Genomic DNA, 23,373 nt, shown 5'->3' on the forward strand with positions numbered 1-23,373 from the left:
GGTCTAAGTGGACACTGTCCCTCATAACGACAGCTCGACGTCGTCGGCCGCAAACGCGTTCCGCTCCACCTCGGTCAACTCGGCGGGTCGCAGGGTCAGCCCGTAGTGCTGGCGCGGATCCCACTCGGGGAACTGGTCGACCCGGTCGAGGACTTCCGCGACCAGCTTCTTTAGGTAGACCCGCGGTGCCACCCCGACCTGGCCACCCAGCCGCCCTGCCACCGCACGAGCGAGTTCGCCCAGATAACCGTCGTCGACGCGCCGGGACACCTGCTCGCGACCGTAGATCTCCCGCACCCGCACGCCCAGTTGAATCAGGGACTCCTCGGTGAATCCGGGCAGCCGGAGCTGCGTGGCCCGAGGATTGTCCCAGCGAATCTCCGGGCCGAAGTCGGTGGCGAGGCGTTGGGCCAGTGGGGCAAGCCGCTGGACACCCTGTGGCCCGTCGAAGAACGCGGGCGTGCCTGTGATCACCAGGAACAACCCAGGGAAACGACCGGCGTATATGTCGTCGACGAGTTGACGTAAGGCGTTGAGGGCCTTGTCGCGGGCATCCGCGCGAACCCGCTGCAGGGTCTCGACTTCGTCGAGCACCAGAAGCAGACCGGGATGGCCGCTGTCGCGCAGCACCGTCAGCAGGCCCCGCAAGAAATTGAGCGCGCCGAAGTGGTCGAGGTCCCCCTTGACCCCAGCGGCACGCCGGGTGGCTGCGGCGACATGCGGCTGCCCGCCCAGCCATGCAGCGAGGCTACCGGCGGTGACGTCGTCACCATCCGCGAGGGCGGTACGGTAGCCACGCAGCGCCGCGGCGAACGCGGGCGTGCTCCGCGAGATGTCCGCCAGGCGGGTCTCAAGCAGTTCGCCCACCGCTCGGTCGAGCGCTTCGGCATCCTCCTCGGTCACCCGGCCGGCCGCGAGGACATCCTCCTCCAAGGCGAAGATCCAGTTGTCCAGGACGGGCCGCAGCGCGCTCGGCGGGAATTGCTCGGTGGACAACTGCTCGACGAGCCGCCGGTAGACGGTTTCCATCCGGTGCAGCGGTGTCTCAAGTTCGGAGACTTGCACCTCGGCCACGGCGAACCCGCGCCGCTTCGCCCGCTCGCCGAGCCACCGGGTGAAGAAGGTCTTGCCAGCTCCGTACTCGCCTCGGACGGCCTTGAACACGCTGCCCGCGCCGGCCACGCGATCCAAATCCTCGTCGAGCGCGGTGACGAAGCGGTCGAGGCCGACCGCGAGCGCGTCCAGGCCGTTGGCCGGTACCACTCCCCTGCGCAACGCGTCGACGATGTCACGTCGGCGCCGGGCGCTCACGTCGGCCGTCATGAAGGCGCCAGCACGAACTGCTCAATCATCAGCGGAATGTCCAGCTTCGCGGTCCGCCCGTCCGGGTCCAGGCTGAGGACCGGGTAGCCCTCGACCTGCAAGAGCCGCCGGAGTGCCGTGAAGGTGGCGGAAATGCGGTGCACCGGCACCCCCGCCCGGGTGGCCAACGTCTCCAGAGTGGCCCGGCCGTTGCCCGCCAGCAGGGCGGTGATCATCGCGGCCACGCGTTCGTCGGGGATGGGTGCCCGGATTCCCCGCCGATCAGCGTAGACCGGGCTGGCCAGCAGCGCTTCGACGAGTGCCGATGCCGGATCGACCGGGGCCGGCGGACCGGCAAGCGGGGGCGGAATCGATGCCGCGGGCAGGTCGAACAGGCTCTCGTCCTGTACAACTGCGCGCGGGCGGCGGCTCGGGCGGGCTGCCACGGTGCGGGGAGCAGCGGCCGCGGGCTGGTCCGCCTGTGCGGTCTGACGAAGCGGTTCCCGCCACCAGCCCGGGCTGGCGACCGGAGCTCCCGACCATCCGGGCACGGTCTCGTCGTTGCCAGAGGCGAAGAGCAACAGCGGAATGACCGCCTCGGCGGGGCTCGCGCCACCGTGATAGCCGGCCTTCCGCGGACCGTACCGCAGCTCCTCCTGCCACGGCAGGATGAGCTCGCCGTCGGCGAGGGCCACGCGGGTGCCGCGAAAAAGCAGTTCGCCGTCGGCCGGATCACCGGTAGCGGGACGCCATCTGTTCTCGCTGCTCTCCGACTTGCCCACCACGGCCTCGGAGCCGCGATCGACGACATGCCCGTGATCGGAGACCATCACCACGACCCGGTCCTGTGCGATCGCGAGCAGGTCGCGCAGCCCTTTGACGGTATCGGCGCTCCACTCGACGGTGCCTGGATCGCTCCGGTCGAGGGCGTCGTCGATGGCATTGATGACAGCGGCGACCACGGGCACCGCCGGATCCTCGATCGCGGCGGCGACTTCGCGGTCGACAGCCAGCCCAGCAGGCGTCCGCAGGTCGGCCTTGTGCAGCAGCACCCCGTCCGGAAAGCGGGCCGCGAATCCCTTCAGCTCGTCGCTGCGGTCACCAACACTGATCATGCCGCTCAAGAGACTGCACCGGTTGACGGCGGTAACCGTCGGCAGCGCGGCGAGCACCCCCGTACGCTGTCCGCCGTGCGGGGTCAATTCGGTCCAGGCGCCGCTGCGCACCAGTGATTCGGCGATCTCGATTCCGGCTGCCGCTCCCATGCCGTCCAGGACCAGCAACAGGACGCGCCGTCCATTGTCGATGATCGGCTGAATCACCCGGTCCAGCACGTCCTCCACCCGCAACAGGGCACCCGGATCCCGTTCCGCGCCGGTGGCGTCCTGAAACAGCTCAGCAAAATGGCGGTCGTGGCGGGAGCGCCGCGCGTGGACTGCCTGGTGCAGGACCCGGTAAGCATCGCCGACCATCTGGTCGACGTCACCGTCGAAGACGTCGAGGCGAGCACGGTCGACCCAGCCGTCCTCGCGAATCTGCCGGTGAACCGCATCGAGCATGGTGGCGGGCGGCTGCTGCTCGGGGGTGGCCAGCCAACGCAAGAGCCGGACCGCCATCCGGGCGGTCTCCACCCGCGTCCGGTCGGCCGACCGGTGGGCTTCCACCTCGGCCAGCCGCTCCTGTGCCCGTTCGATCAGGTCGCCGGCGGGCACGGCCGGCCCGGCAACCGGCAGGGAGAACCGCACCGCGGCGCCGAAGGCGCGCATCCGCTGGGTGAAGCCGGCCGGGAGCAGGGGCGAGGCGGCAAGCCGGCCGGCGACACCGATCTCCTCGGCGATGTCCTCGGCTCGACGCAGGATCCGGTGCGCGTCGTGCCGCACTGCCTCGTCGTCGAGGGCGCGGTAGATCCACGCCTCGGCAGCTTCGGTGTAGGCCCATGCCTGGGTCTCGGTGAGCCGCGTACCAGCGAAGCGCGGCTCGAGGCGGGTCCGTGCCACCGCGAGTTCGACGTCCGAGGACTGCGCGGAGTCGCGCGGCCAGAGCACCCCGGCCAGCAGACCGAGCGGAATGGCATCGACCCCGTGCCCGGCGCGTACGGCTGCCAGCACCGGTACCGCGACCGGACCGGCGACGTCGACCAGGAACGTACCGATTCCGTCGATCCATTCGACCGGCAGGTCACCCAGGCGCATCTGTGCCGGAGCGTCAGTGCTCCACTGCAGCAGCCCCGCAGCGTCCAGCCCATCGGGTTCGAGTCCGAGCACCGTTCCGGCAAGGTGCCTCAGGGCGTGGTCGCGGGTCAGGATCGTACCGGTCGGCGGCGGCCAGCCCACGGCCGGCGCAAGCTCAGTCAACGCATCGGCGACCCACCGGCCAGTACGCACCAGCGTGGAGTCCGGACGTACCTGTCCCCCGAACGTCTGGCTGACCAGGTCCCAGGGGTCCACGCTCCGCCCCTGCTGAAGGCTGACATGGGCCAGTAAACCGTCTCCCAGCTCGTTGTCTGTGAGGTCGGTCAGGAGGACGAGCTTCTCGTGCGGCGGCCGGTCGGCGAGGGCGGCACGTGCTGCGAGCGGCGTCGGGCAGGGCACGACGCGCACGGTTCTGCCAGCCACGGTGAGCACCGGTTCGTCGTTCCACTGCGGCCGGGCGAGTAGCACGATGGCGTCTGCCTCGTCCTGTTCGGCGAGCCACGACTCCACCTTCCGTCGGACCGCCGCAGGGCGGACGGCAGCACGCGGAACGCTCACGACTGCCGCTCCGGCGCTTCGGCACGCCAGCTGATGATGACCCGGCGACCTGCGGAGATCTCTTTCCTGAGCTCTCCGACAACTTTTTCCAGGGCCGCCGCGTCGTGCACGACCGCCTCCCCAGTCATCGGGTCCGGGTCGGCGAGCGCGCTGCTGCCGTTCTCCCGAGGCTTCGGAATCGCCGGCCTGACGTCCGGCCGTCCCGGGTCGACCACTGGTGCCGGACCACCGGACGGAACGACCCGTTGCGTCGGATCCGGCGAAATGGGTGTCGCCGGCGGAAGCGGGTGCGGAGTGATCCGTTGTGCGGCGAGCATCTCGACCGACGCGTCGACCGCCTGCCGCAGCGCCTCAGCCAGGTCCGTACCGTGCTGCTCGTCCCGTCCGGCGGCGTGGAGCCGGTCGATGATGAGCCGGGCGCGCGCGTCCTCCTGTGCCCACGCACGCCGGGTGATGGCGTCGATCACCGACCACTGAGCCGCAGCAAGCGCATCAACGAGTTGCCGCGCCTGCTTGAACACCTGACTCGCAGCGTGGCCGTCCATACCGCCGAGACGCGGCTCGCCCTCGGCGACCACCGCGACGAGCACCACGTCGTCGGGTTCCTGCGCTACCTCGGAGAGGAACTGCGCAACCCGGCGGGCGGTGGCCAGCCGACCGGTCTCGGCGTGCGGGTCGAGCCCGAGCCGCTCGGCGTTCTCATCAAGTTTCACGACGAGTTGGCCGGCGTCGCCTGCGTACCGGTTCGCGACCTGGCGCATGGTGCCGGCCAGGGTGCCCAGGTTGGCCGGATTGCGGAACCGGGGCAGGACCTCGCCGAAGAAGGGTTGGCCGAAGCTCACCGCCGCCTTCCAGGTCTCGTCGTCCGGCATCGGTGGGTGGCGCAGCTCGAAGCGGTCCTCCACGCCGTTGACCGCCGCTACGCTCATCTTGCCACCGTTGTCGTACCAGCTGAGCTGCTGCTCGAACGCGAAGACCGCGATGATCAGATTTTGCAGTTCCCGATCGAAGCCGCGCGCCTTCGGCAGGTCGAGCAGCTTGCGCAACGCGTGTACCGGCCAGCGGTCCCGGTAGTCCTGCCGGGCCGCCTCCTGCAGCAGGTGCCGGCTCCAGAAGCAGGTGCTGATGTCGAGAACGTAGCGGTGGTCGACCACCTCACCGAGCTGCAGCGGGTTGCAGATTCGGCGCAGCGTCTTCTGGTCTGCCGGGGAGTCGATGGAGACGCCGTGGGTGGGGTCGGCGACGGCGCGCTTGGCGTATTCGAACACCTTCAGCAGGTCGGCCCGGGCGAGCGGCTTCTCGTCGACCGGCAGCGCGGGGGTGCCCGGGTACGACCACTCCAGCAACTCACCGGTGAGGTTGCGGAACGCGTCGGCGAGCGTCCCACCCCTCGGGTCGCCGACGCGCAGGCCGTCGGCCAGTGTGTGCAGCACGCCGACGCTGTCCGAATGCACGTCGGAGGGCTGCGGAGTCGCGGCCCCGTACGCCTGCTTGAGCGCGGTGATCAGGCCGTCGCGCAGCTGGGTCTGACGCTGCAGCAGGTAAACGCGACCCTGTTGCCGGTCGGCCTGGGGCCAGTCGGCAGCAAGTGTGTTGAGCCGCTCTCCGGCACCACCCACGCCGAGCAAGTAGTTGATCTTTGCGAGCTGGGCGACCCGGCTCATCATGTCGTCGGTCAGGTACAGCGGTAGCCAGAACACCGTGTTGGAGCCACGCGGCAGCTCGTCGATCCGGGCCCGGTCCGCGTTGCGGGGAAAGTCCTGCGGATCGAACGGGTAGTCGATGATGACTCGCCAGGATTCGCCAGGAGCGATCAGTGCGGCGACCGGCATCGTGAGCGGGTCGCGGACGTTGCCGAACTTGACCTGTACGACGTGCCGCCGCCCTCGCCACTCGCGGGGGTGCTGCAACTCACCGTGGCTCCCCTCGGTGCCGGTCAGCCCCATCTCCGCGCTGATCAGCTCGCGGAGCAGTTGCTGCCGTACGCCGGCCGAGGTCTCGTTGTGCGGCACCAGGTCCAGCAGCTTGTCGAAGTCGACGGCGTGCAGCTTGAGCGACACGACCGGGTCATGGTCGTCGGTGAGGTGCAGTTCTCCCGCGTCCTGGGAGATCTTGCGCAGCCGGGTGAGCACCATGGTGTTCTCGTAGCCCGGAATCGGCGAGGCGATCGAGCCGAAGTTGAGCGCGTGCAACTTGGCCGCGGTCAGGTTGTGCAGCGCCGGCACCTCGGGCACCAGCGCGCCGAGCAGGATGGTCTTGACCAGCTTGTCGTCGAGCTGGAACTGGGTGTGTGCCGCTGCCCGCTCGTCGTCGATGCCGTTTAGGGTGAGCAGTAGCGGGCGCATCTTGCGCAGATAGAGGTTGCGGGCGGCGTCGAACTGCTGGCGTAGCTTCGGGCGATCCGGTAGTTCGCCGTGCAGAACCAGCGGGTCGAAGAGCGCGGCGACCCCGATCAGGTCATTGACCTTCAGCGTGTCCCGCCGCTCGACCAGCAGTTCGGTCATCACCTTCAGCGCGGTCCGCTCGCGCTGCAACGCCTGCGACAGCGCGACCAGGGTGGCCACCAGCGCCGGCGAGAACGGGTAGAGCTGGCGGAAGGCGGTGGCGTCGGAACCGATGCCGGCGTCGCCGTACTGTGCGCCGAGCAGCAGGATGTCCCACACCTCGCGGTTGTGCCGGACAGCGGCGAAAGCGTTGTCGATGACCGCCCGCGCCGCCTCGTCGTTGGGGTGCAGCAGGCGCTTCTCGGTGATCTCCGGCAGGTTGGTGTCGGCGAGGACGATCTCCCCGAGCCGGCCCTGGACGCTGCGCATCACGTGTGCCAGCGCTTCCCGCTCTGTGCCGCCGACCTGCGGGCCGAGGAACTCCTCCAGGTTGCGCTGCCGGGCGACGAAGGAGATCAGCGGCAGCGGCCGGGCCGCGTCTGCGGACTCGACCAGCTTGTTGAGCTTCGCTCCCTCGGTGTTGACGAACGTGTAGTCGGCGATGCGGCCGGACAACCAGAGGATCAACTCGTCGAGGAAGAGGACGATCCCGTCGTACCCGAGGGACTTGGCGTGCCGGGTGATGACCGCGAGGCCGCTGTCCAGGTCGAGATATTCGGCGCTGTGCACCGCGCCGCTGAAGAACGTCTGGGTGAGCGCACTGACGAGCGCGTCGCGGTCCTTCGTGCCGGGTGGCTGAGCGGCCGCCTCCGCGTACCGCTGCGGGGTCCACCCCTCGGCCTGGGCCCGCATCGCGGCCAGGCCGAGGCCGCCCGCGCCGGGCGCGGCGGCGCCACCACGCAGCGCCGCGAAGAACTTGTCGTCGCCCAGCGTCCGCCGCAGCCCCGCTGCGTTGTCCAACAGTGCATCCGACCGGTGTACGGCAGGTACTGGCGCGTCCGGATGCGCGGCGGTGATCTGGCGCAGATAGCCTTCGAGGATCGCCTGCTCGACCGAGCGCGCGTCGAGCATGTGCAGCGTCAGGGTGAGGAACTTCCGGCCGGGGAGCCAGGAATCGGCCGCGACCACCGGACCCTCGAGCCCTTTGATCTTCCGGGCCTCGGGGTTGTGCGCCAGGATCTCCCGCAGCACCGCCATGAAGTGCGACTTACCGGAGCCGAACGAGCCGTGCAGGAACATGGCCTGCGAGCGGCCGGTGGTGATCGCGTGGCCGATCCGCTGCAACGCCGTAGCGAAGTTGTCGCGTAGCTGGTCGGTGACGACGTACCGGTGCAGGTCGGCACCCTCGGCCGCCTTCACCACGAAGTCCCCTTCGCCGACGGACGTCGGGATGTCGATCAGGTCGCGCAGCAGCGTCACAGGTGTTCCTCCAAGCCTCCCCAGGGTGCCCGACACGCTACCCATCGACCTGATTGGTTGGCAGCGCCCTGATTGGACATCGTCCAGACCGATTGGGAAAACTCCTCGCAAACTGTTGAGCTTGCCATCCACCGATCGAGGGAGGAACCGCAGATCAGTTCGCTTGGCACCGGCCCATAGGACAGTGAGGATGAGTCGGATTCCGGACAGTCGCCTCACCCTTGTCCGTCATTTTGGAAGTCCACAGAAGCGACGATGATGCCGCAGATGGTTTTGATCGATGTGATGTTGCGGGTGGCGGCGTAGCTCGCTGATCGGCGAGTCGTCGCTCGTCCGTCGCACCGTGAACTTCTCATCGATGTACAGGGCGAAGAAGTCGAACTGGGTGTGGTGATTGGGGCAGAGGCAGAGCAGGTTGCTGAGGTCGTCCGTGCCGTCGTGCGGCTTGCCCAACCCACGGATGTGCGCCGCTTCGCTGTAGTAGCCGTCCCGGGTCGCCAGCCGGACTCCGCAGATCTGGCACCGATGGTCGTAGAGCCGCTTCACGGCCTTCGCGTACCGGCTGCTGCGGACGATGCGGTCGACCGTCACGAGCTTTCTCTCCGCCGGATCACCCGAGCCGGTGGGCGTGAGGAGATCCGGCTCCAGCGTGCCGGCCGCTGAGTCGTACCCCGCAAGCCCCACCCGAGCCAGTACCGTTGCCCGGTCGAGGTCGGAGGTCAGCGCCCGGGACAGTATCGCCACGGCGCGACCCCGCATGTCGACGTCGGCCAGCAGCGCGGCGGCCTCTGCCGACAAGTCAGATTTGACGACGTCCGGAGCGCTCGGTGCCCGGCCACCGTGGAAGCCGGAGCGATCTACCTCCCAGTTCAGTGCACGCTCGTGGTCCCACAGCCCACTATCGACCAGAGGCCGCAGCAGCGATCGCTCGTTCGAACCGCCGTGACGTTCGAGGAACGCCTCTAGGGACGTGGTGGTCTCTGCGGTGCGGCTGCTCGGCTCCGCAGCGGCGGCCGCTCGACCGATCGCCCACAGCATCGCCAGCGGCAGGTCAGGTGGCGATGCCTCACTGCTCCTTTCGAGCACCTGCCGCAGCACGCGGAAGAACTGCTTACGGCCCATCCGCTTCCGGGTGGGCAGACCGTGCGGTGAGCCGATGCTGGGCAACGTCGGGAGGAGCGGCAGGATCGAGTCGTACGCTTCAGCGTTGACAAGCGTGAGACTCCGCAGCGGACAACGGAGTCCGAGTTGACGCAGGATGGGCTCGGCCGGCACGGCATGAGTGAACTGATCGATCGCCCCCAGCGCCATGATGTGTTCCCAGGTCTGGCCCTCATCGTCGGTCTGCCACACCCTCTTCGCGACGGCCTGATTCCGGAAGAGATGCAGGATGCGGGCGCGGGCGTAGAAGACCTTGTCAGCGTAGAAGAGAACGTGGTCGCCGACCTTACGTTCACGGAGCGCACGCGCCTTGTCGTTGTTCACTTGCTCAGTCGGCGTCGAACCCCACAGTCGCGCCACACCTTCCGGATAGAGCCGCCGCAGCACCGGCAGTTCCGGCCCCAGTTCCGCCGCAATCTCGGCGAGCCGGACGCCTCGGATGATGGAGTGCTGATAGTGCTTCGGGCCGCGTACGTTCGCCCCGCCCCGCAACTGCAACACCAGCTGCGGCCGGTGTCCTGGCGTCGCTCCGGCGTCGAGTCGTCCACGGTCTGGCACGGCTACTCTCCACCGCCCGGGTTCTCGACGATCGAACGCGGCACCACGAAACCGTCCGCCTTGCCGCTACGCACATAGTGCGCCCGAAGCGCCGGCTCAAGGCCCTCGGGCAGACTGCCGGTGGCAACCAGGTCTCGCGTGGCCCCGATCACGGGCCGGGTGAAGCCGACCAGCAGACGTCCCTCGGGATACTCACCGAGTTCGTAGACCCGTTGTCTCGGCAGAAAGCCCTTCGGACTCTGGGCCGCCTCCCGAAGTACGGCCGCCCGCAGCGGATAGCCAGACTCCTCAAGCCGTGCCAGCAGGATCTCGAACTGAGCCCGGGTCCAGGGCCGTGGTCCGTCCTGCTCCGGCTCCTCGGCGAGCCGCTCGGTCGTATCGAGCGTGCTCTCACTGACGTCGACCTGGAAGGCGGCGGACGCCGCCGCCAGGAAGTCCTCGGGTACGGCCATGAAGAAGCCCACGCCCGCCCGTTCGGACATCTCGTTGATCAACTCCACGCGCGGCCCGATCGGCTCTCTGGCCGCGTCGAGCCGCCACCAGTCCTCCTTGCGGTCCCGGGTGACGAAGAGCAGGTTTTTCCTCTGCACCGCCGCGTGCTGGATGAGCTGCTCCCAGAGGAGGAAGTCCCCGGTTCCCTCCTCCTGCTGGCCCGGCTTGTCCGCGTCCATGTATCCGGGCGGCATCCGGCGCTCGAAGCGCTGTCGCCCGACGGCGATCAACTCCGCCAGGCGCTCGGAAGGGAACGGCCGGCCGACGCGGTGCTCGAAGAGTTCGCGGAGTTTGCCGAGGACAGGGTCCTCGGCAACGTCACGAAGTGCCGCCCGCAGGTTGAGCCCGCTCCCGCCACGCTTCACCCAGCCGATCACCTCGGTGAATGCCTTGTCGAGCAGTGCCCGCTGCTCGTCTGCTTCGGCCCCAGGCGTCGTGCGGGCAGCCCACGAGTCGACCTCGGCGAGAGCCTTCTTCCTGGCTTCCTGCAGGCCGGCGACTGAGTTGGTGGCGATCACGCGCCGGATCACGTCGTCCCGGTTGCGCCAGAACTCCTTCTGCACCTGAGCCGGCATGAACAACGCGGGCGCCACTGCGTCGAGCGCCGAGAAGACCTGCTTCCGAGCGTTCTTGGAGTAGCGGTAGAGATCCAGCAGCAGGTTGGTGTCCAGTGCGACGATGCCTGTTCGGAGCACCTGATCGAGATCCGCTCGCTCCACATTGCGGTAGCCCTCGAAGCCGTCGTACAGGCCGCCCAGACTTGCCTGGTCGATCATCTTCTACTCCTGCTACTCGCCGCGGTTGTCGGCATGGCCACCAAGCCCTCGCAGCGCGAGGAGATCTGGTCGGTCAGCCCCAAGCTGGGACAGTTCGGTGTCGATGAGGTCGGTGAAGAACTGGGCCGGGACTCCGGGGAAGTCGGGACGCTCGTCGGTGTGCCACTGGTGCAGCCACGGCTCCAGCTCCGCGATGCCCGCCAGCAACGGCAGCAGTCGTTCCGCCGACCACGCAGCCTGCAGCTTGCGATCCAGATAGACGGTCGCCAGCGCCTGTGCCTGCGCGAGGTGGTCCCACCCCGCCCAGCCGAGCAGTTCCGTACCGTCACCGTCGCGACCCGCCTTCGGATACGAGATGAAGCGCTCCTTCGGCACGTCGAGCTTGCCGCGCGCCCGCCAGTACGACGGCTTGGCGAAGTCCGCCGACGTGTACTTCGGCGGCAGTTTGATGTCCACGTCTTCGCCCGCGTCCTCCAGCCGCTGCTGCGCCCAGGTCCGCTCCCACTGCGCGCGCTTGCGTAAGCCGGACGGCTTGTAGCGGTAGGCGGGCAGGAAGGGGACGTGTTCGTCGGCGATTAGTTTCGCCAGCGTCTTCGTCAGGTCGTAGTCGTCGCGGCCGGCCCACAACTCCAGCACCGCGCGGAAGTCGTCGTCGTGGCGTACCCGGTCTGCGAGCTGCGCCACCGACTGCGGTATTGGCCGGTCGCCCCACAGTTCGGGCACCTCCAGCCGGTCGAGCAGCCAGTCACGCAGCGCCTTGGCCTGCATGGAGTCCCAGCCCTCGGTGGCCCACCGCCGCTTGCACTCCGGCCGTTCGATCAGCGCGATGTTCCGGTCCGACTCGATCACCTCGATCCGCCGCTGCACCAACGCCCGATAGTCGTCCGGCCAGTGCGCCGGCAGCTCCGTGAGCGGTGTCGACCCGTGCCGGGCGAACCACTGCGTCTCCACCTCACCGGCCGCCATCCGTCGCGCCAGCACGATCTCGAACGCCCGCTCCCCCAACGCGAGTCGCGGCGGCTCGACAAAGGTCAGGTCGTCGTCGCGCAGCCCGTAGAGCCGGTAGACCTCCCAGTCCAACTCCTCCTGTAAGGTGATCATCCGCGCCCGGGTCTCGTCGTAGTCGGCGTGCGCCGTCGCCAGCCGCTCCCGGGTCGGCACCGCGGACTCCGCGACCGCCGCCGGGGTCAGGCCGGCGAGCCGCTGCGCCAGCGAGTCGAGCAGCCGGGCCCGCTCCAACGGGTACGCCGCCGGCAGTGGGAACTCCTGAAGCTTCGTCCCGGTGAACTCAAAGTGATTTTTCCAATCCTCGCTCCCCATTGCGGCATAGCCAGCGTCAACACGGGCCCCCCCGCCCTCGCCCTTATTATGACTGACCTGCTTGAGCCAGAAGCAGGCGGTGGAGCTGTTCAACACTCCGAGCAGCCGCAGGTGATCGTCCTCCGTCGCCCCCTCCGGCAGCTTGATCACCGGTGCCGACTGTTTGAAAACAGTTGAACCTTTAGCCAGTAAAAAATGGTTATGCGTAGCGACAAAGGCGAAAGCTAGAGCCCAACTATGCGCGCCAGAGTCCTTCGGCATCTGGTGCCACTCCCACCAGGGGCGGCCGGCCTGACGGTAGGTCTTGCCGCCAAAGGTGCCCCGCGCTTCCAGGCTGGCGCGAAATGCCCAGAGGTGCTGGCCCAAACCCGGCAGCACCGAGAGAGGAATTAGCTCGCGGCCTTCCTCGCGATACGGGTGGAAAGCCACGTCAGGCCTAGATTGCCCCCAGTCACGGATCTGGTCACCGGAGGCGATATCTGCAAGAGCCTCTGACTCGTCCCCAAGGAGAGCCTTCACTCTCCTTGGGAGGATCATGACCTCATCAGCATGTGTCATTCCATAAAACCCAACTCGACGCAGCCTTGCACGAAGCAGTTCCGGGGACGTCGATTTCAGGCTTGCCATGAGACCGGACGAACTTCCGCCGACCATACTCCAAGGGTGCCTATCGAAGTGGCTCCTAGCAAGCATGGCGACCTCAACCCAGCCCGATCCCCCGCCCAATCCAGAACTTCCTTCGACAATGGCGCGCCACACATACCCTTGAGCAGGTTCGGCTGGCTGAGCAGGCTCTCCTCGTATTCCTTGGACTGCTCGCACCGACTCGGATCGTCGGCTCGCGTTGGCCCGGCCAATAAGGACAACGGTCGGGGTACCGTGCCCGGGAATGTAGGCTCCAGAAGTATCAATGATCTCGGTCAACTCAACCGTATGCGCAAAGTAATCCTCAATTAGCTTTTTACCGAACTCGCGCTTCATGAAGGCGTTCCCGGTGATTTGGCCGACATGGCCCGCTCCCTCGCCGTGCTCGTCTGACTGCCTCGCCAGGTCGAAGAAGCGCTTCGCGAACGGCACGGTCAACGCGTACTGCCGGTGACAGACATCGGGATAGATTTCCCGGTAGAGCTGGTTGCGTGCCTTGTCTGCAACCGTGATGTACGGCGGATTACCGACCACCACCGTGTACTGGCCCTCGCGCAGGTAGTCGGCGAGCACGTCGGCGTCCTCAGTCGCGTACGCGAAGGCGTTCTGCCCCTCCAACATCGCGATCAGGTCGCCCTGGTGTCGCGACTTGCGCCCCCACTGCAACAGGGAGTCGCCCGTCGCCACCCGGGCGGGCCAGGACGGGGTACGTTCCAGCGACCGCAGGTCGCACTCCTTCATCGCGGCGATCAGCAACCGGAATCGCGCGATCGCCACCGCGAACGGGTTGATGTCCACCCCGGTCACCTGGCCGAGCGCCCGCTCCACCAGCACTCGGATGTCGGTGGCGGGCTCGCGCTCCCGCCACTTGCGTACAAGCCGGCTGAACGCGCCCAGTAGGAAGTGCCCCGATCCACAGGTCGGGTCGATGACCGAGGTTTCCGGTAGGCCGAATTCGCGAACTGCCGGCTCGAACGTGCGGTCGAGGATGAACGCCTCGACGAAATCCGGCGTCTGCAGCAGCGCGTACGTCTTCTTCGCGTGCGTCGACAAGTCCTGGTAGAGGTCGCCGAGGAAGCGGGTGTTCAGGTCGTCGACGCGCAGCGACGCGAGGCCCGGCCCACGCCGGAAGAACTCCGACAGCTTCTCCGCCGCCTCGCCGGAGATGCCGAACCGCCACACCGGGTTGTGCTCGTCGAAGATCTTGCCGGTGGCGCGCAGCCCGCGCAGATAGGTGAACGCCTCGCGCAGCCATTCCCGGTCGTTATGCCGAGGGTTGTCGATCAGGTGCTGCTGGCGGTGCTGCATGGCCCGGCCGACCGGCGCGACCTGCTCCGGGCCGCCGATCCAGAGCGGCTCGACCAGCTCGTTGTCCTCGCAGAAGCGGACAAACACGCAGCCAAGCACCCAGGCCACCGCCGCCTGGTCCAGGACGTCGTCCAGCCAGGTCTCGAATGTTCCCCCCGTACGCCGGGCCTCGGTCGCCTGGGCGTGCTCCTTGCGCAGCGACGACTCCAACTCGGAGTCCGCGGCGACCTGCCCGCGCAGGTCGTCGGTGAGGCCGGTGACCTGGGTCTGCAGCGCCTTCAGCGGGATCATCGGGGAACGGTCCTCTCCAGGATGGGGGTGTCCCACTCGTCCGGCAGCCACAGCGACTGGCTGGCCGGCGAGGTGAGCGGAAGCTGCTGCCCGTCGAGCAGCAGCGGCTCGGTGCGGCGCACCGGCACCAGCAGCAACCGGGCGGCCGGACGGGGACGGGTCGGGTCGGCCAACTCCTGGACCACCCGCAACTGTTGGTAGCGGGCCAACGGCGCCGCCTCGGTGATCAGCACCGGCCGGTCGGTCTCGGCCAGCGCGGTCCGGATCGCCGGCATCACCTCGTGCTGGAAGAGCTCCACAAGGGACCGGAAATCAGCGTCGGTCGCCGAGCCGGTGTCGGCGGCGACGATCGTCTCCCAGGGAAAGCCGAGCGCGCGGAGCCGCTCCAGCATGACCGCGGTCACGTCGACCTCGGTGAGGTCGTAGCGGTCCAGCAGGGCCTGGCGGGCGCGGCCCGGCCGCCGGATCGACGTCAGCGCCACCAGGAAGCCGCGCCGGTCGATCACCTCGGCGAGCCGCCGGCGGGCCCGGGCGGCGGCACCCGGCGCCAGGATCGGCCCGACTGTGCTGACCGAGCGGGTACCGGTCAACGACGAGGTGCGGTCCGGCGGGACGTAACGACCGGTGCTCGCGTCCCAGAACAGCGGGATCTCCCGCAGCAGTTCGTCGAGCTTCGGTCGGGGCGGTAGTTCCTGAGCACGCGGGAACCGGGCACTCACTCTGGCGCGTACCGTCTCGGGATCGAGCTTCTGGCCCACGAGCGCGCCGGCAGCCAGGCGCAGCGCGCGCTCGGCGGCCATCCGCTCGGCCGGGTAGAGCTGGCCCTGCGCGTTGACCGCGGCCTCACCGCCGCTGCCGGCGGCGGCGAGCTGAAGCAGCCGGGCCTCGCTCAACGGTGGCATACCGGCCGGGGGACGCTCCAGCGCCCGCAGTTCCTCCACGGCACGACTCCGGCTCGGCAGCGGGTCCGCGCCGGCCAGCACCGCCGCCCGGCGACCCAGGCGGGTGACGTATCCGAGCAGATCGTCGGCCGTGCGCTCGGTGGAGGGATCGTCCGGTTCGCGACCGATGAGCACGGTGTCCCCACCGCGCAACCGCTGCATCGCCAGCCGTGCGTCACCGCCCCGGGCCAGTTCCGTCTCCACCGCGGCGCGGACCAGGCCGATGGCCTGCGCGGTGCGCTTGGGCTCGGCCGTGTAGGAGCCGCGGGTGACGTTCAGCGCCTCAGCGATCTCTTCGCTGGACGCCACCCCACCCCGCGCGTCCAGCAGCGCCACGACCTCGTCGCGGACCAGGCCGAGCGCCGAGTTGGACAGCCAGTCGCGGGTTTGGACCCGGCGCAACAGGTTGGAGATCTGCGGCTGCTGTTTGCCGACCACCCGTGCCACATCCGCCTGGGACGGCCAGTGCAGGTAGTGACCGTCCTCGTCGGCGGCTTGACCGAGCAACACCTGAATGGCGGTGCGGTGCCAGGAGGTGCGGGCGGTCTCCGCAGGCAGCAGGGTGGCGCAGAGCGCCTCGACGTGCTGTGCGTCCGGCCGGCCGGGTACCGGCGGCTCGACGGTGGCGAGGAGCTCACGTAGCTCCCGGCTCCGGGCGAGGATCTCCTTGCGGGTGGCGTCCGGCACCCCCCGAGCCCGGGTCAACGCGGAGGGCTCGGCGTCCAGCAACTCGCCGACGGTGCCGATGCCGAGGCGTTCCAGCGCCGACCGCGCGCGGGCGGTCAACTCGGCCGCCTCCAGCGACGAGGCTCGGCTCAACGGCGCGAGACCACCGGTGTCGCCGGCGAGGGCCGCCGGTTCGGGAATCTCCCGGAACACCGCCCGCCACGCGTCGGTCATCTCGTCGAGCGTGTCGAACCGGTCCGCCGTGTCCCGGGCCAACGCCTTGGCGAAGTAGGCGACCAGGCGGTCCGCGACCGAGGGATCGAAGGCCGCCGGGTCGAGGGTTACTTCGTCGCTGACAGCGGCCGGGTTGGCGCCGTTGCCCCACCGGGGCAGTGTCCCGGTGGCCATCTCGTAGAGCGTCACGGCGGCGGCGAACCGTTCGGCCGCGGCGTCGTAGCGCAGTCGGCGAGGCGGACCGAGGAACGGGTCCAGGTAGGCGGTGGTGCCAGCGGTGAGCTGGTCGGCGGGGACCGCTGCCAGCGAGAAGTCGAAGATGCACAGGTGTGGTTGCTTGTCCTTCGGACGAGGGCGGGAAGCCAGGTTCGCCGGTTTGATGTCCCGGTGCCACACGCCCTGCCCGTCCAGGAAGGCGACGATCTCCAGCAGGTCCCGGCCGTACCGTTCCAGCAGGTCCAGCGCCAGCCGCCCGCCACGCAGGTCCTCGGCCAGAGTACGTTCGCCCGCGTTCTCCAGCAGTAGCGCGGTCCGGCCGCCCACCTTGACCGGACCACGCACCAGCGCGGCAACTCGCGCGTCCCGCAGCTTGTCCACGGCGCGGGCCTCGGCGGCGAAGCGGTCCGCGTACTGCTCGTCCCGGGCGACCTTCAGCACCACCGGTCGCCGGTCCGATCCGGCCTCTTCGGTTACCAGCAGGGCGACCGCCGTGGAGCCGCTGCCCAGCCGGCCGAGCACCGTCAGCCCGCCGTCGAGGACGTCGCCGCGGTGGGCGCGTAACGGATCCACCACCGGCTCCGGCTCCGGCGCGGTCAGTTCCTCCCAGACCAGCTCCAGGCCGGCGAGAAAGTCGGTGACCCGCCGCATCCGCGGCCCCGGATCGCCTCGGGTGGCGTCGTAGACGATTTCGACGAGCGCCTTCGGCATGCCGTCGGCGACCGCGTCCAGCCGCAGGCCACCGCCGGCCACCGCTGCGACAAGTTCCTCCGCCGAAGCTGCCGGCTCCACGGCCGTGAAGATCCGGTACGCCAGCGCCCCGAGCGAGAACATGTCGAGCTGATGGCCCGGCAGGTCGTCCAGGGTTGCCGCCTCAGGTGCCTGGTAACGCCGGACCGAGTCGTCGAAGAAGAGCTCCAGAGAAGCCGGGTCCGTGGGCGAACCGAGGGACGTCATCCGGGTGCCGGGCAGCCGCCCACCGGTCTGCCAGTCGGTGACCACCAGCGTGGGGCGGGCGCTGTCCGGGTCGCAGACGTAGACCGCCCGGGGGTTCAGCGAGCGGTGTGACAGTCGACGCGAGTGGGCGTGTCCCACAATCTCGGCGAGATCCTGCACCAGTTGCAGTCGCTGGGCCAGTTGAAGCCGGCCGTCTCGCTCGGCCAGCCACTGGTCGAGTCGCTGCCACTCGGGCCGGTGGTCGAAGACCACCGCCGGGCCCCAGGGGTGGTCGACCAGGTCCAGCGCGCGGGCGATACCCGGATGGTGGATGCCCTGCAGCAGCCGGAACTCGCGTTCGGCGGCCCGCCGGATGGCCGGCGCGTCCTCCTCCGCGGCCCGGCTGGTCAGATAGAACCGCACCCGTCGCAGCAGCGAGGAGTCCACTGTGTGGTCGGCGAGGAAGTCCTGCCAGCCGATGCCCTCAGCGAAGGGCCGCTGGTGCAGCATGAGTTGGTTGACCCGCCGCTCGGCCACCGACGGACGTATCTTGGCGCCGCGCACCAGCTCGACGATCTGGCGGGCACGTACCGCGTCGACGAGATGGCGGGAATCCGCTGGCGGCGCCAGCAGCATCTGCTTGAGGCTCGGCAACTGGCTGTTGTTGTCGTCCAAGCCGTAGACGTGCTGACGCCCGATGTCGTCCAGTTCGCAGTGCATGTTCCGGGCGTGCAGGAACACTGCCGCGTGCACGAAGGGGATCCGGGCAGCGGGCGGGGCGTACTGGCGAATGACGCTGCGCAGCCGTTTGGCCTTGCGGTTGGTCAGGATCAGCGGGCTGTCTACGTGCGATCGACCATGCTGCCACCGCTGCCCGTCGCCAGAGATTCGACCTTGCCAGTGCTTGAGTTCGAGCACGTAAAGGCCGCTGCGGGTGAGTACCAGGGCGTCGATCTCGTTGATGGAGCCGTCGGTGCCGACGAACTCCACGTTGGCCCAGACATGATAAGGCTCGGCGTCCGGCAGGTACGACGCCAACTCCCGCAGGCCGTCCTGTTCATGCAGGTAAGCAGTGGGGTTGATTTGTTGCCAGCGTGGTGAGTCCTCACGCATGATGCACCAAGCGAATCTGCGCAGTCATGACGGCCACTCCCCACGTATTCAACTGTGTTGGATCCGGTGCACGGTACCGGCCGTCGAACAGCGACAAAGTCGAATATCCGACACTTTTTCTCATCCTGCGCCGTGAGACCCACTGGCACCCGTACTCGAGGTGCGCAGATTTTGCCCGGACGACCGATCCGGTACGGAGGACGTTTGGTCGGCTGGGACACCCACCCGCTGCACACCGTCTGCAACGAGCGATCGCGGCACCTGCGCGGGAGGCACCAGCGAGGCCAGGAACTGCTGCGTCTCCGGGTCCGCCGAGTAGATCAGCGTCCCGCGCATACCGCGGGTGAGCAGGACCTTGTACGTGTTACGGATGAGCCGATCGGCATCCCGTGCCACGACTCCCCGCCGCTGGTCGAAGATGGCACTGTCATGTGACTTCGACGGTTGACTGATCAGCCTGCCGTTCCGGAACACCAGATCGGGGCCGAGAATGACCCCCGACCAGTCGTACTCGAAGCCTTGGGCCGTATAGATGCACCCGACCTGCTCGAAGCCGTCCGGGTCGACGGCCCAGAAGGAACTCGACGGAATGCCCCTGGGCGGACGCATACCGGCCGCGTTCCACGGCTTCGACCAAGGGCCGATCCGGATGTCCGGGACGAGATCTCGGCCGCGCGGCTTCTCCGTCCACGGCCAGCAGAAACCGGCCGAGATGCGCGCCGACGCCTTCCGGTTGTGGGTACGGCGCAGCAACGTCTCCATTTGACCCGGTGAGTCGGCGAGGGCGAGCCGGAAGGACTCGTCCCCGCTCCAGCGGTAGGGTCGATCTGCAGCAAGACCCAGCAGGTGGTGCACCCATCGTTCGTAACGTGGGCTGCCACCACATCGAAACTGGGCCCCGAGATGAACGAAGTCGACCTCCAGGTCCAGCCGCTCCGCCGCGTCACGGATCATCGATACGCTGCCCACCTCGTTCGGTCGCACCACCTGGTCGTCGTCGAGCAGGAAGACGGGCACCTTCGCCACTTCGATGAGTTCCCGGACCTGCGGCTTTCGTCCTCGGCGGCTCCCGCGAGAGGACTGGGCGCGGATCCGATGCGCCTCGTCGCAGATCAACACGTCCAGGCTGTCTGCGGGCTCATCCATGAAGTCCATGAAGTAGTGGAACAACGGTGCGATGCGCTGGTCAGGGCTGCGCGGCTGGCTCCGGGCGTATCGCCGCAGGCTCTCCCGGAACGCCTTGGAGCCGGTCGCGTGGGCAACCGAACGGCCCTCCCGTGCCAGATCGGTGAGCAGCGTCAACGCGATGGCGCTCTTGCCGCTCCCAGGCCCGCCCGTGACGAGCACCACCCGCTTTCGCCGGCCTTGGTCCGCCCAGTGCACGCCGCGCATGACCAGTTCGTATGCCGCGCGTTGCTCATCGAGCAAAACCAGATGCCCTCGGCTGTTCAATTCCTCCGCACTGAAGGTGAGGAGTTGCCGACTGGGCTTCACTGCGGCCGTCAACAACGTCTGTGTGGCTGCCTCGTCCCGCCAGGGAGCGAACCGTCTACTCAGATAGCGGCGCATCTCTCGGGTGCGGTCTCTGGTGAACACCATCCGCCGGTGACTCCGGCCGTCATCCTCCTTGGTGGTCATTGCCGGTATGTGCCCCTGCTCTGCGTTGTGCAGGTATGCCAGACCGTGCACCCGGTCAGGCGATTCGGCGAACATCGGCAGGAAGTCGGTCAGGTAGGAGCAGTAGTTCTCGACCTGCACCGCAGGATGCACCTGGGGCTCGGCCATTCCCGGAACCTGTACCAACTTCTCGGCTTCGTCGTAGGTGGTCGCAACGCTCCACTGCTTGAGTTCTACGACGAGATACGCCGGGCGTCGGGTGAGTGGCTCCATGCCAGCGAGGATGACGTCGATTCGCTTGCTGCTGCGTGGCAATTGACACTCCACGAGCACGTCGAGCTCCCCAAGACCCGCGCCGACGAGTTCCATCGCCAGCGCTGGAAGGCTCTGCTGCCAGGACGAACGCTCACTTTTCGAAATCCGGAAGCCGACCCGAGTCAGATGAGCCGTCAGCTGCTCGACGAGCTGAGCCTCCCTCGTCAGCTCCAGAATCTGCTTGGCACTGGTCTGAAAGGCGAGCAATTGAGTGGCCCCCCAGGCACGAAGATCTCGTGCGGTGGGGGCGTGTCCCAAACGGGAAGCCCGTCGATCCGCTGAACCGCCGCCACTTTAGCGACCTCCTCCGGACAGGGGCTACCCATTCATGCAGCCAGATGCCGCATCCACTCGGTCACACGGCACGCTTCCTGGTCGCTAGGGTCTGGCGGCGTGGAGACGACGGTGAGCTACGCGCGACTGGTCCGGCCGGCGATCGACCGGGTGTACGTGGGCGCCAGGTGGAGAGCCCGTGCCCGGATGGAGGCGTTCTACGCCGAGCGGGGCTGCACACTCGGCGCGGAGAACAGCTTCTTCTCCGGCGTGCTGGCCCGGCCGATGCCCGCCGAGGCGCTGGCCGACGGCCTGATCTACACCTCCGGAAGCATGGACGAGGAGCTGGAGCAGGGCGTCGTGGTCCGGGACGCCGACGGCGCCTGGCACCTCACCGACCTCGGCCGCGAGCTGACGCTGTTCGCCCAGCGGGCCACCGGTGAGGCAGCCGAGGAACTGTGGTCGACGCTGCCCGGTGTGCTGCCCGCTCTGCGCATCGTGCCCCGCCTCGCCGACCTGGTCGGCCGGGTGCTGACGCACGCGCAGGCCACCGGCGGGCCGGTGTTCCGGGCGATGTCCCCGCCGTACGAGCCGGCGGGCGCCTCCCCGGCGCTGCTGCTGGTCACCCGGCTGGGCTCGCTGCGCCACCACCGCGCCGACGCGCACCGGGCCGCGTGGCGGGCCGCCGGGCTGACCGCCGACGAGATCCGCGCGCTGCCGGACGGCCCGGAACGCGCGGCGATCGAGGCGGACACCGACCGCCGCGACGAACCGGCGTACGCGGCGCTCACCGAGGCCGAGCGGTGGGAACTGCTGGCCGGCCTCGCCGCCCTCCCCAGCTGACGGCCCGCGGCCTGCGCCGCCATCGGGTGGAACGTCATGGGTGTCTCCGGACCCGTTTGACACCCATGGCGTTCCCCTCACCGCTGGGTGGGGTCCTCCTCGGCCGGTGCGGTGCCGTCGATGGGCAGGCCGAACTCCGCCGGCGAGTTCTCGTCGGTGCCGTCCAGGTCCGCGTGCGGGTCCTCCGGGGTGACGTCGTCGGGGTCGGCGCCTCCGGCGTGCAGTTCGGACAGCTCAACCGGATCAGTCATGCCGTCCTGGTACCCGCCGCACGCCGCCCGAACCCGCCCGTCCGTCAGGGCTGGACGAAACGCCCCCCGCTACGGGCGGAACCGTGGGGTCACTCGCCGGGGCGGTCCGAGGAACCAGAGCCGCCGGGCGTTCCCTCGGTGTCGAACTCGGGGCTGTCCTGGGAGGAGATCGCGGTGGAGACGAGGCTGGAAGCGACCGGCTGAACGGGGATCACGTCCTCCGACGTACGCAACCGGGGCGGCGCGGGCATCCACGGCTTGAGGTTCTGGATGATCTGCTCGTAGAAGTCGTCGACGGCGTGCAGCACGGAGTCGATAAAGGCGCCCCGACCACTGCCACGCTTGGTTCCCGCAGCCGTGCTCTGGGCGATACGGAATGCTCGCAGCTCGCGCGAGGGGTCGGTGATGAGCGTCGTGGGCTCGGCGCGTACCTGGCGGAGGAGATCGGTGGCGCCACCTCCTCGGGCGTGCATGGCGAATGCCTCGATCCGGACCGTTTCCGGCGCGTCCTTCAGTTGACGGACCAGCCAGTTCACCCGGGTGGTCGGCCGGCCCGACCGGGGAGCGTCGACATCGACGTGGCAGACGATCTGCCCGGCCCGCAGATCGGCCGTCACGTGCAGGTGCCCGACCGCGCCCGGAATCCGGATGCTGCCGCTCAGGGTGCCGGCGCTGGCGAGTTGGTTGGCGAGCGACTGGGTGCGCGCCGCCGGATCGGCGAGGTCGCGGCGGCTCAGCGCGGGAGTCACGTCGGTGCCCAACTGTCGGCCGAGCCGGAGGCACGCGTAACGGATCAAGGCGTCGAAGCGCCCGGCGACCTGCGCCGCGGCACTGTCGCCGGCCCGCAATGTCCCGGCCGACACCCCGTCCCGCACCTGCACCCAGGCCGGCCCCATGTCGCTGAACTCGAGAGCGCCCGAACGCGGGTGTTCGAGGTATCGGATCAGCTCGCCCAGAACCCATGCCTGATCCGGGTCTGCGACGCCGCGGTATTCCTTCTGGATCACGGCCTGGGTCAGGATCTCCGTCCAGGGCAGGTGATACAGGGCGACCTTGCGCAGTTTCCGGCGATCGACTGTCGTCGGATGCTGACCCGGAACGGGAGCGATCTCGTTCGAGATCGTGATGAGGGCGTCGAATCCCTGCTCCCGCGCAATGTCCAGGTAGGCCTCCAACTGCTCGGATCGCAGCGGGTTACTGCCGGTCTTCACCTCCACGAGCGCGGTCCACTGGCGTTGCCCCCTCGTGACGCGGATGAGGCCGTCCGGAAAGAGTTGCTGGTTTCCGATTTTGAACGGAACCTCGATGAAGGTCTGCACGACTCCGGCCGGCGCGCCGACGGACTGGGTCAGGACACGCCCGAACTCCCGGACCGCGCTCATCACCGCCAGCAGGGCGGAGGTCGCCCGGCGTTCCTGCTCCTCGGCGCCGTTGATACCCGAAGTAGGAATCAGACGTGCCGCGAGCCAGGTTTCCTCAGACATAAGTGACTCCTCGTGAATGCGGTGGTACGAGAAGTTACTCGCGAGCCCGGTCGAAAAGCGGCGCGACCATTGGCGCGT

The 23,373-nt window shown here is 68.5% G+C and carries 11 protein-coding genes; 1 reads left to right on the plus strand and 10 read right to left on the minus strand.

Annotation, left to right across the window (positions count from 1 at the left end):
* Positions 1-21: 21 nt before the first annotated feature.
* The 8 genes from brxD to IF06_RS0108630 form a co-directional block, all read right to left on the minus strand.
* Entirely contained in the window at positions 22-1,323 is a 1,302-nt protein-coding gene (brxD, locus tag IF06_RS0108595; RefSeq protein ID WP_030270085.1) for a BREX system ATP-binding protein BrxD, read from the minus strand.
* A complete protein-coding gene (gene pglZ / locus IF06_RS0108600; protein ID WP_030270087.1) occupies positions 1,320-4,052 on the minus strand; it encodes a BREX-2 system phosphatase PglZ in 2,733 nt (910 codons plus the stop codon). The genes brxD and pglZ overlap by 4 nt, the downstream gene beginning before the upstream one ends.
* Positions 4,049-7,855 carry a phage resistance protein gene (locus tag IF06_RS0108605; protein WP_030270088.1) on the minus strand — a complete coding sequence of 1,269 codons (3,807 nt, stop codon included), beginning with the start codon at positions 7,853-7,855 and terminating at the stop codon, positions 4,049-4,051. Before IF06_RS0108605 ends, pglZ begins: the two co-directional genes overlap by 4 nt.
* Before the next feature lie 228 nt (positions 7,856-8,083).
* A complete protein-coding gene (locus IF06_RS33885; RefSeq protein ID WP_198039649.1) occupies positions 8,084-9,517 on the minus strand; it encodes an HNH endonuclease in 1,434 nt (477 codons plus the stop codon).
* A 59-nt stretch (positions 9,518-9,576) separates the two neighbouring features.
* A complete protein-coding gene (locus IF06_RS0108615; RefSeq protein ID WP_030270092.1) occupies positions 9,577-10,842 on the minus strand; it encodes a PIN-like domain-containing protein in 1,266 nt (421 codons plus the stop codon).
* Positions 10,843-10,854: 12 nt separating this feature from the next.
* Positions 10,855-14,406: a BREX-2 system adenine-specific DNA-methyltransferase PglX gene (gene pglX, locus IF06_RS0108620; RefSeq protein ID WP_030270094.1), complete on the minus strand. Its 3,552-nt coding sequence runs from the start codon at positions 14,404-14,406 to the stop codon at positions 10,855-10,857.
* Positions 14,403-18,512: a BREX system serine/threonine kinase PglW gene (gene pglW / locus IF06_RS0108625; RefSeq protein WP_030270096.1), complete on the minus strand. Its 4,110-nt coding sequence runs from the start codon at positions 18,510-18,512 to the stop codon at positions 14,403-14,405. The genes pglX and pglW overlap by 4 nt, the downstream gene beginning before the upstream one ends.
* A 120-nt stretch (positions 18,513-18,632) precedes the next feature.
* Positions 18,633-20,651, minus strand: coding sequence for a DUF2075 domain-containing protein (locus tag IF06_RS0108630; protein ID WP_030270098.1), 2,019 nt, complete (start codon positions 20,649-20,651; stop codon positions 18,633-18,635).
* A gap of 186 nt (positions 20,652-20,837) precedes the next feature.
* Here IF06_RS0108630 and IF06_RS0108635 point away from each other — a divergent pair, with 186 nt between their 5' ends.
* A complete protein-coding gene (locus IF06_RS0108635; RefSeq protein WP_232236639.1) occupies positions 20,838-21,560 on the plus strand; it encodes a hypothetical protein in 723 nt (240 codons plus the stop codon).
* 77 nt (positions 21,561-21,637) lie between these two features.
* On the opposite strand, the gene IF06_RS33890 is transcribed toward IF06_RS0108635, so the two are convergent.
* Positions 21,638-21,811, minus strand: a complete 174-nt coding sequence (locus tag IF06_RS33890) for a hypothetical protein (RefSeq protein WP_013284489.1) — start codon at positions 21,809-21,811, stop codon at positions 21,638-21,640.
* An 89-nt stretch (positions 21,812-21,900) separates the two neighbouring features.
* Entirely contained in the window at positions 21,901-23,295 is a 1,395-nt protein-coding gene (locus tag IF06_RS0108645) for a hypothetical protein (RefSeq protein ID WP_030270103.1), read from the minus strand.
* Positions 23,296-23,373: the final 78 nt, after the last annotated feature.

Source organism: Micromonospora globosa (genome assembly GCF_000717585.1).
Classification (GTDB): Bacteria; Actinomycetota; Actinomycetes; order Mycobacteriales; family Micromonosporaceae; genus Micromonospora; species Micromonospora aurantiaca.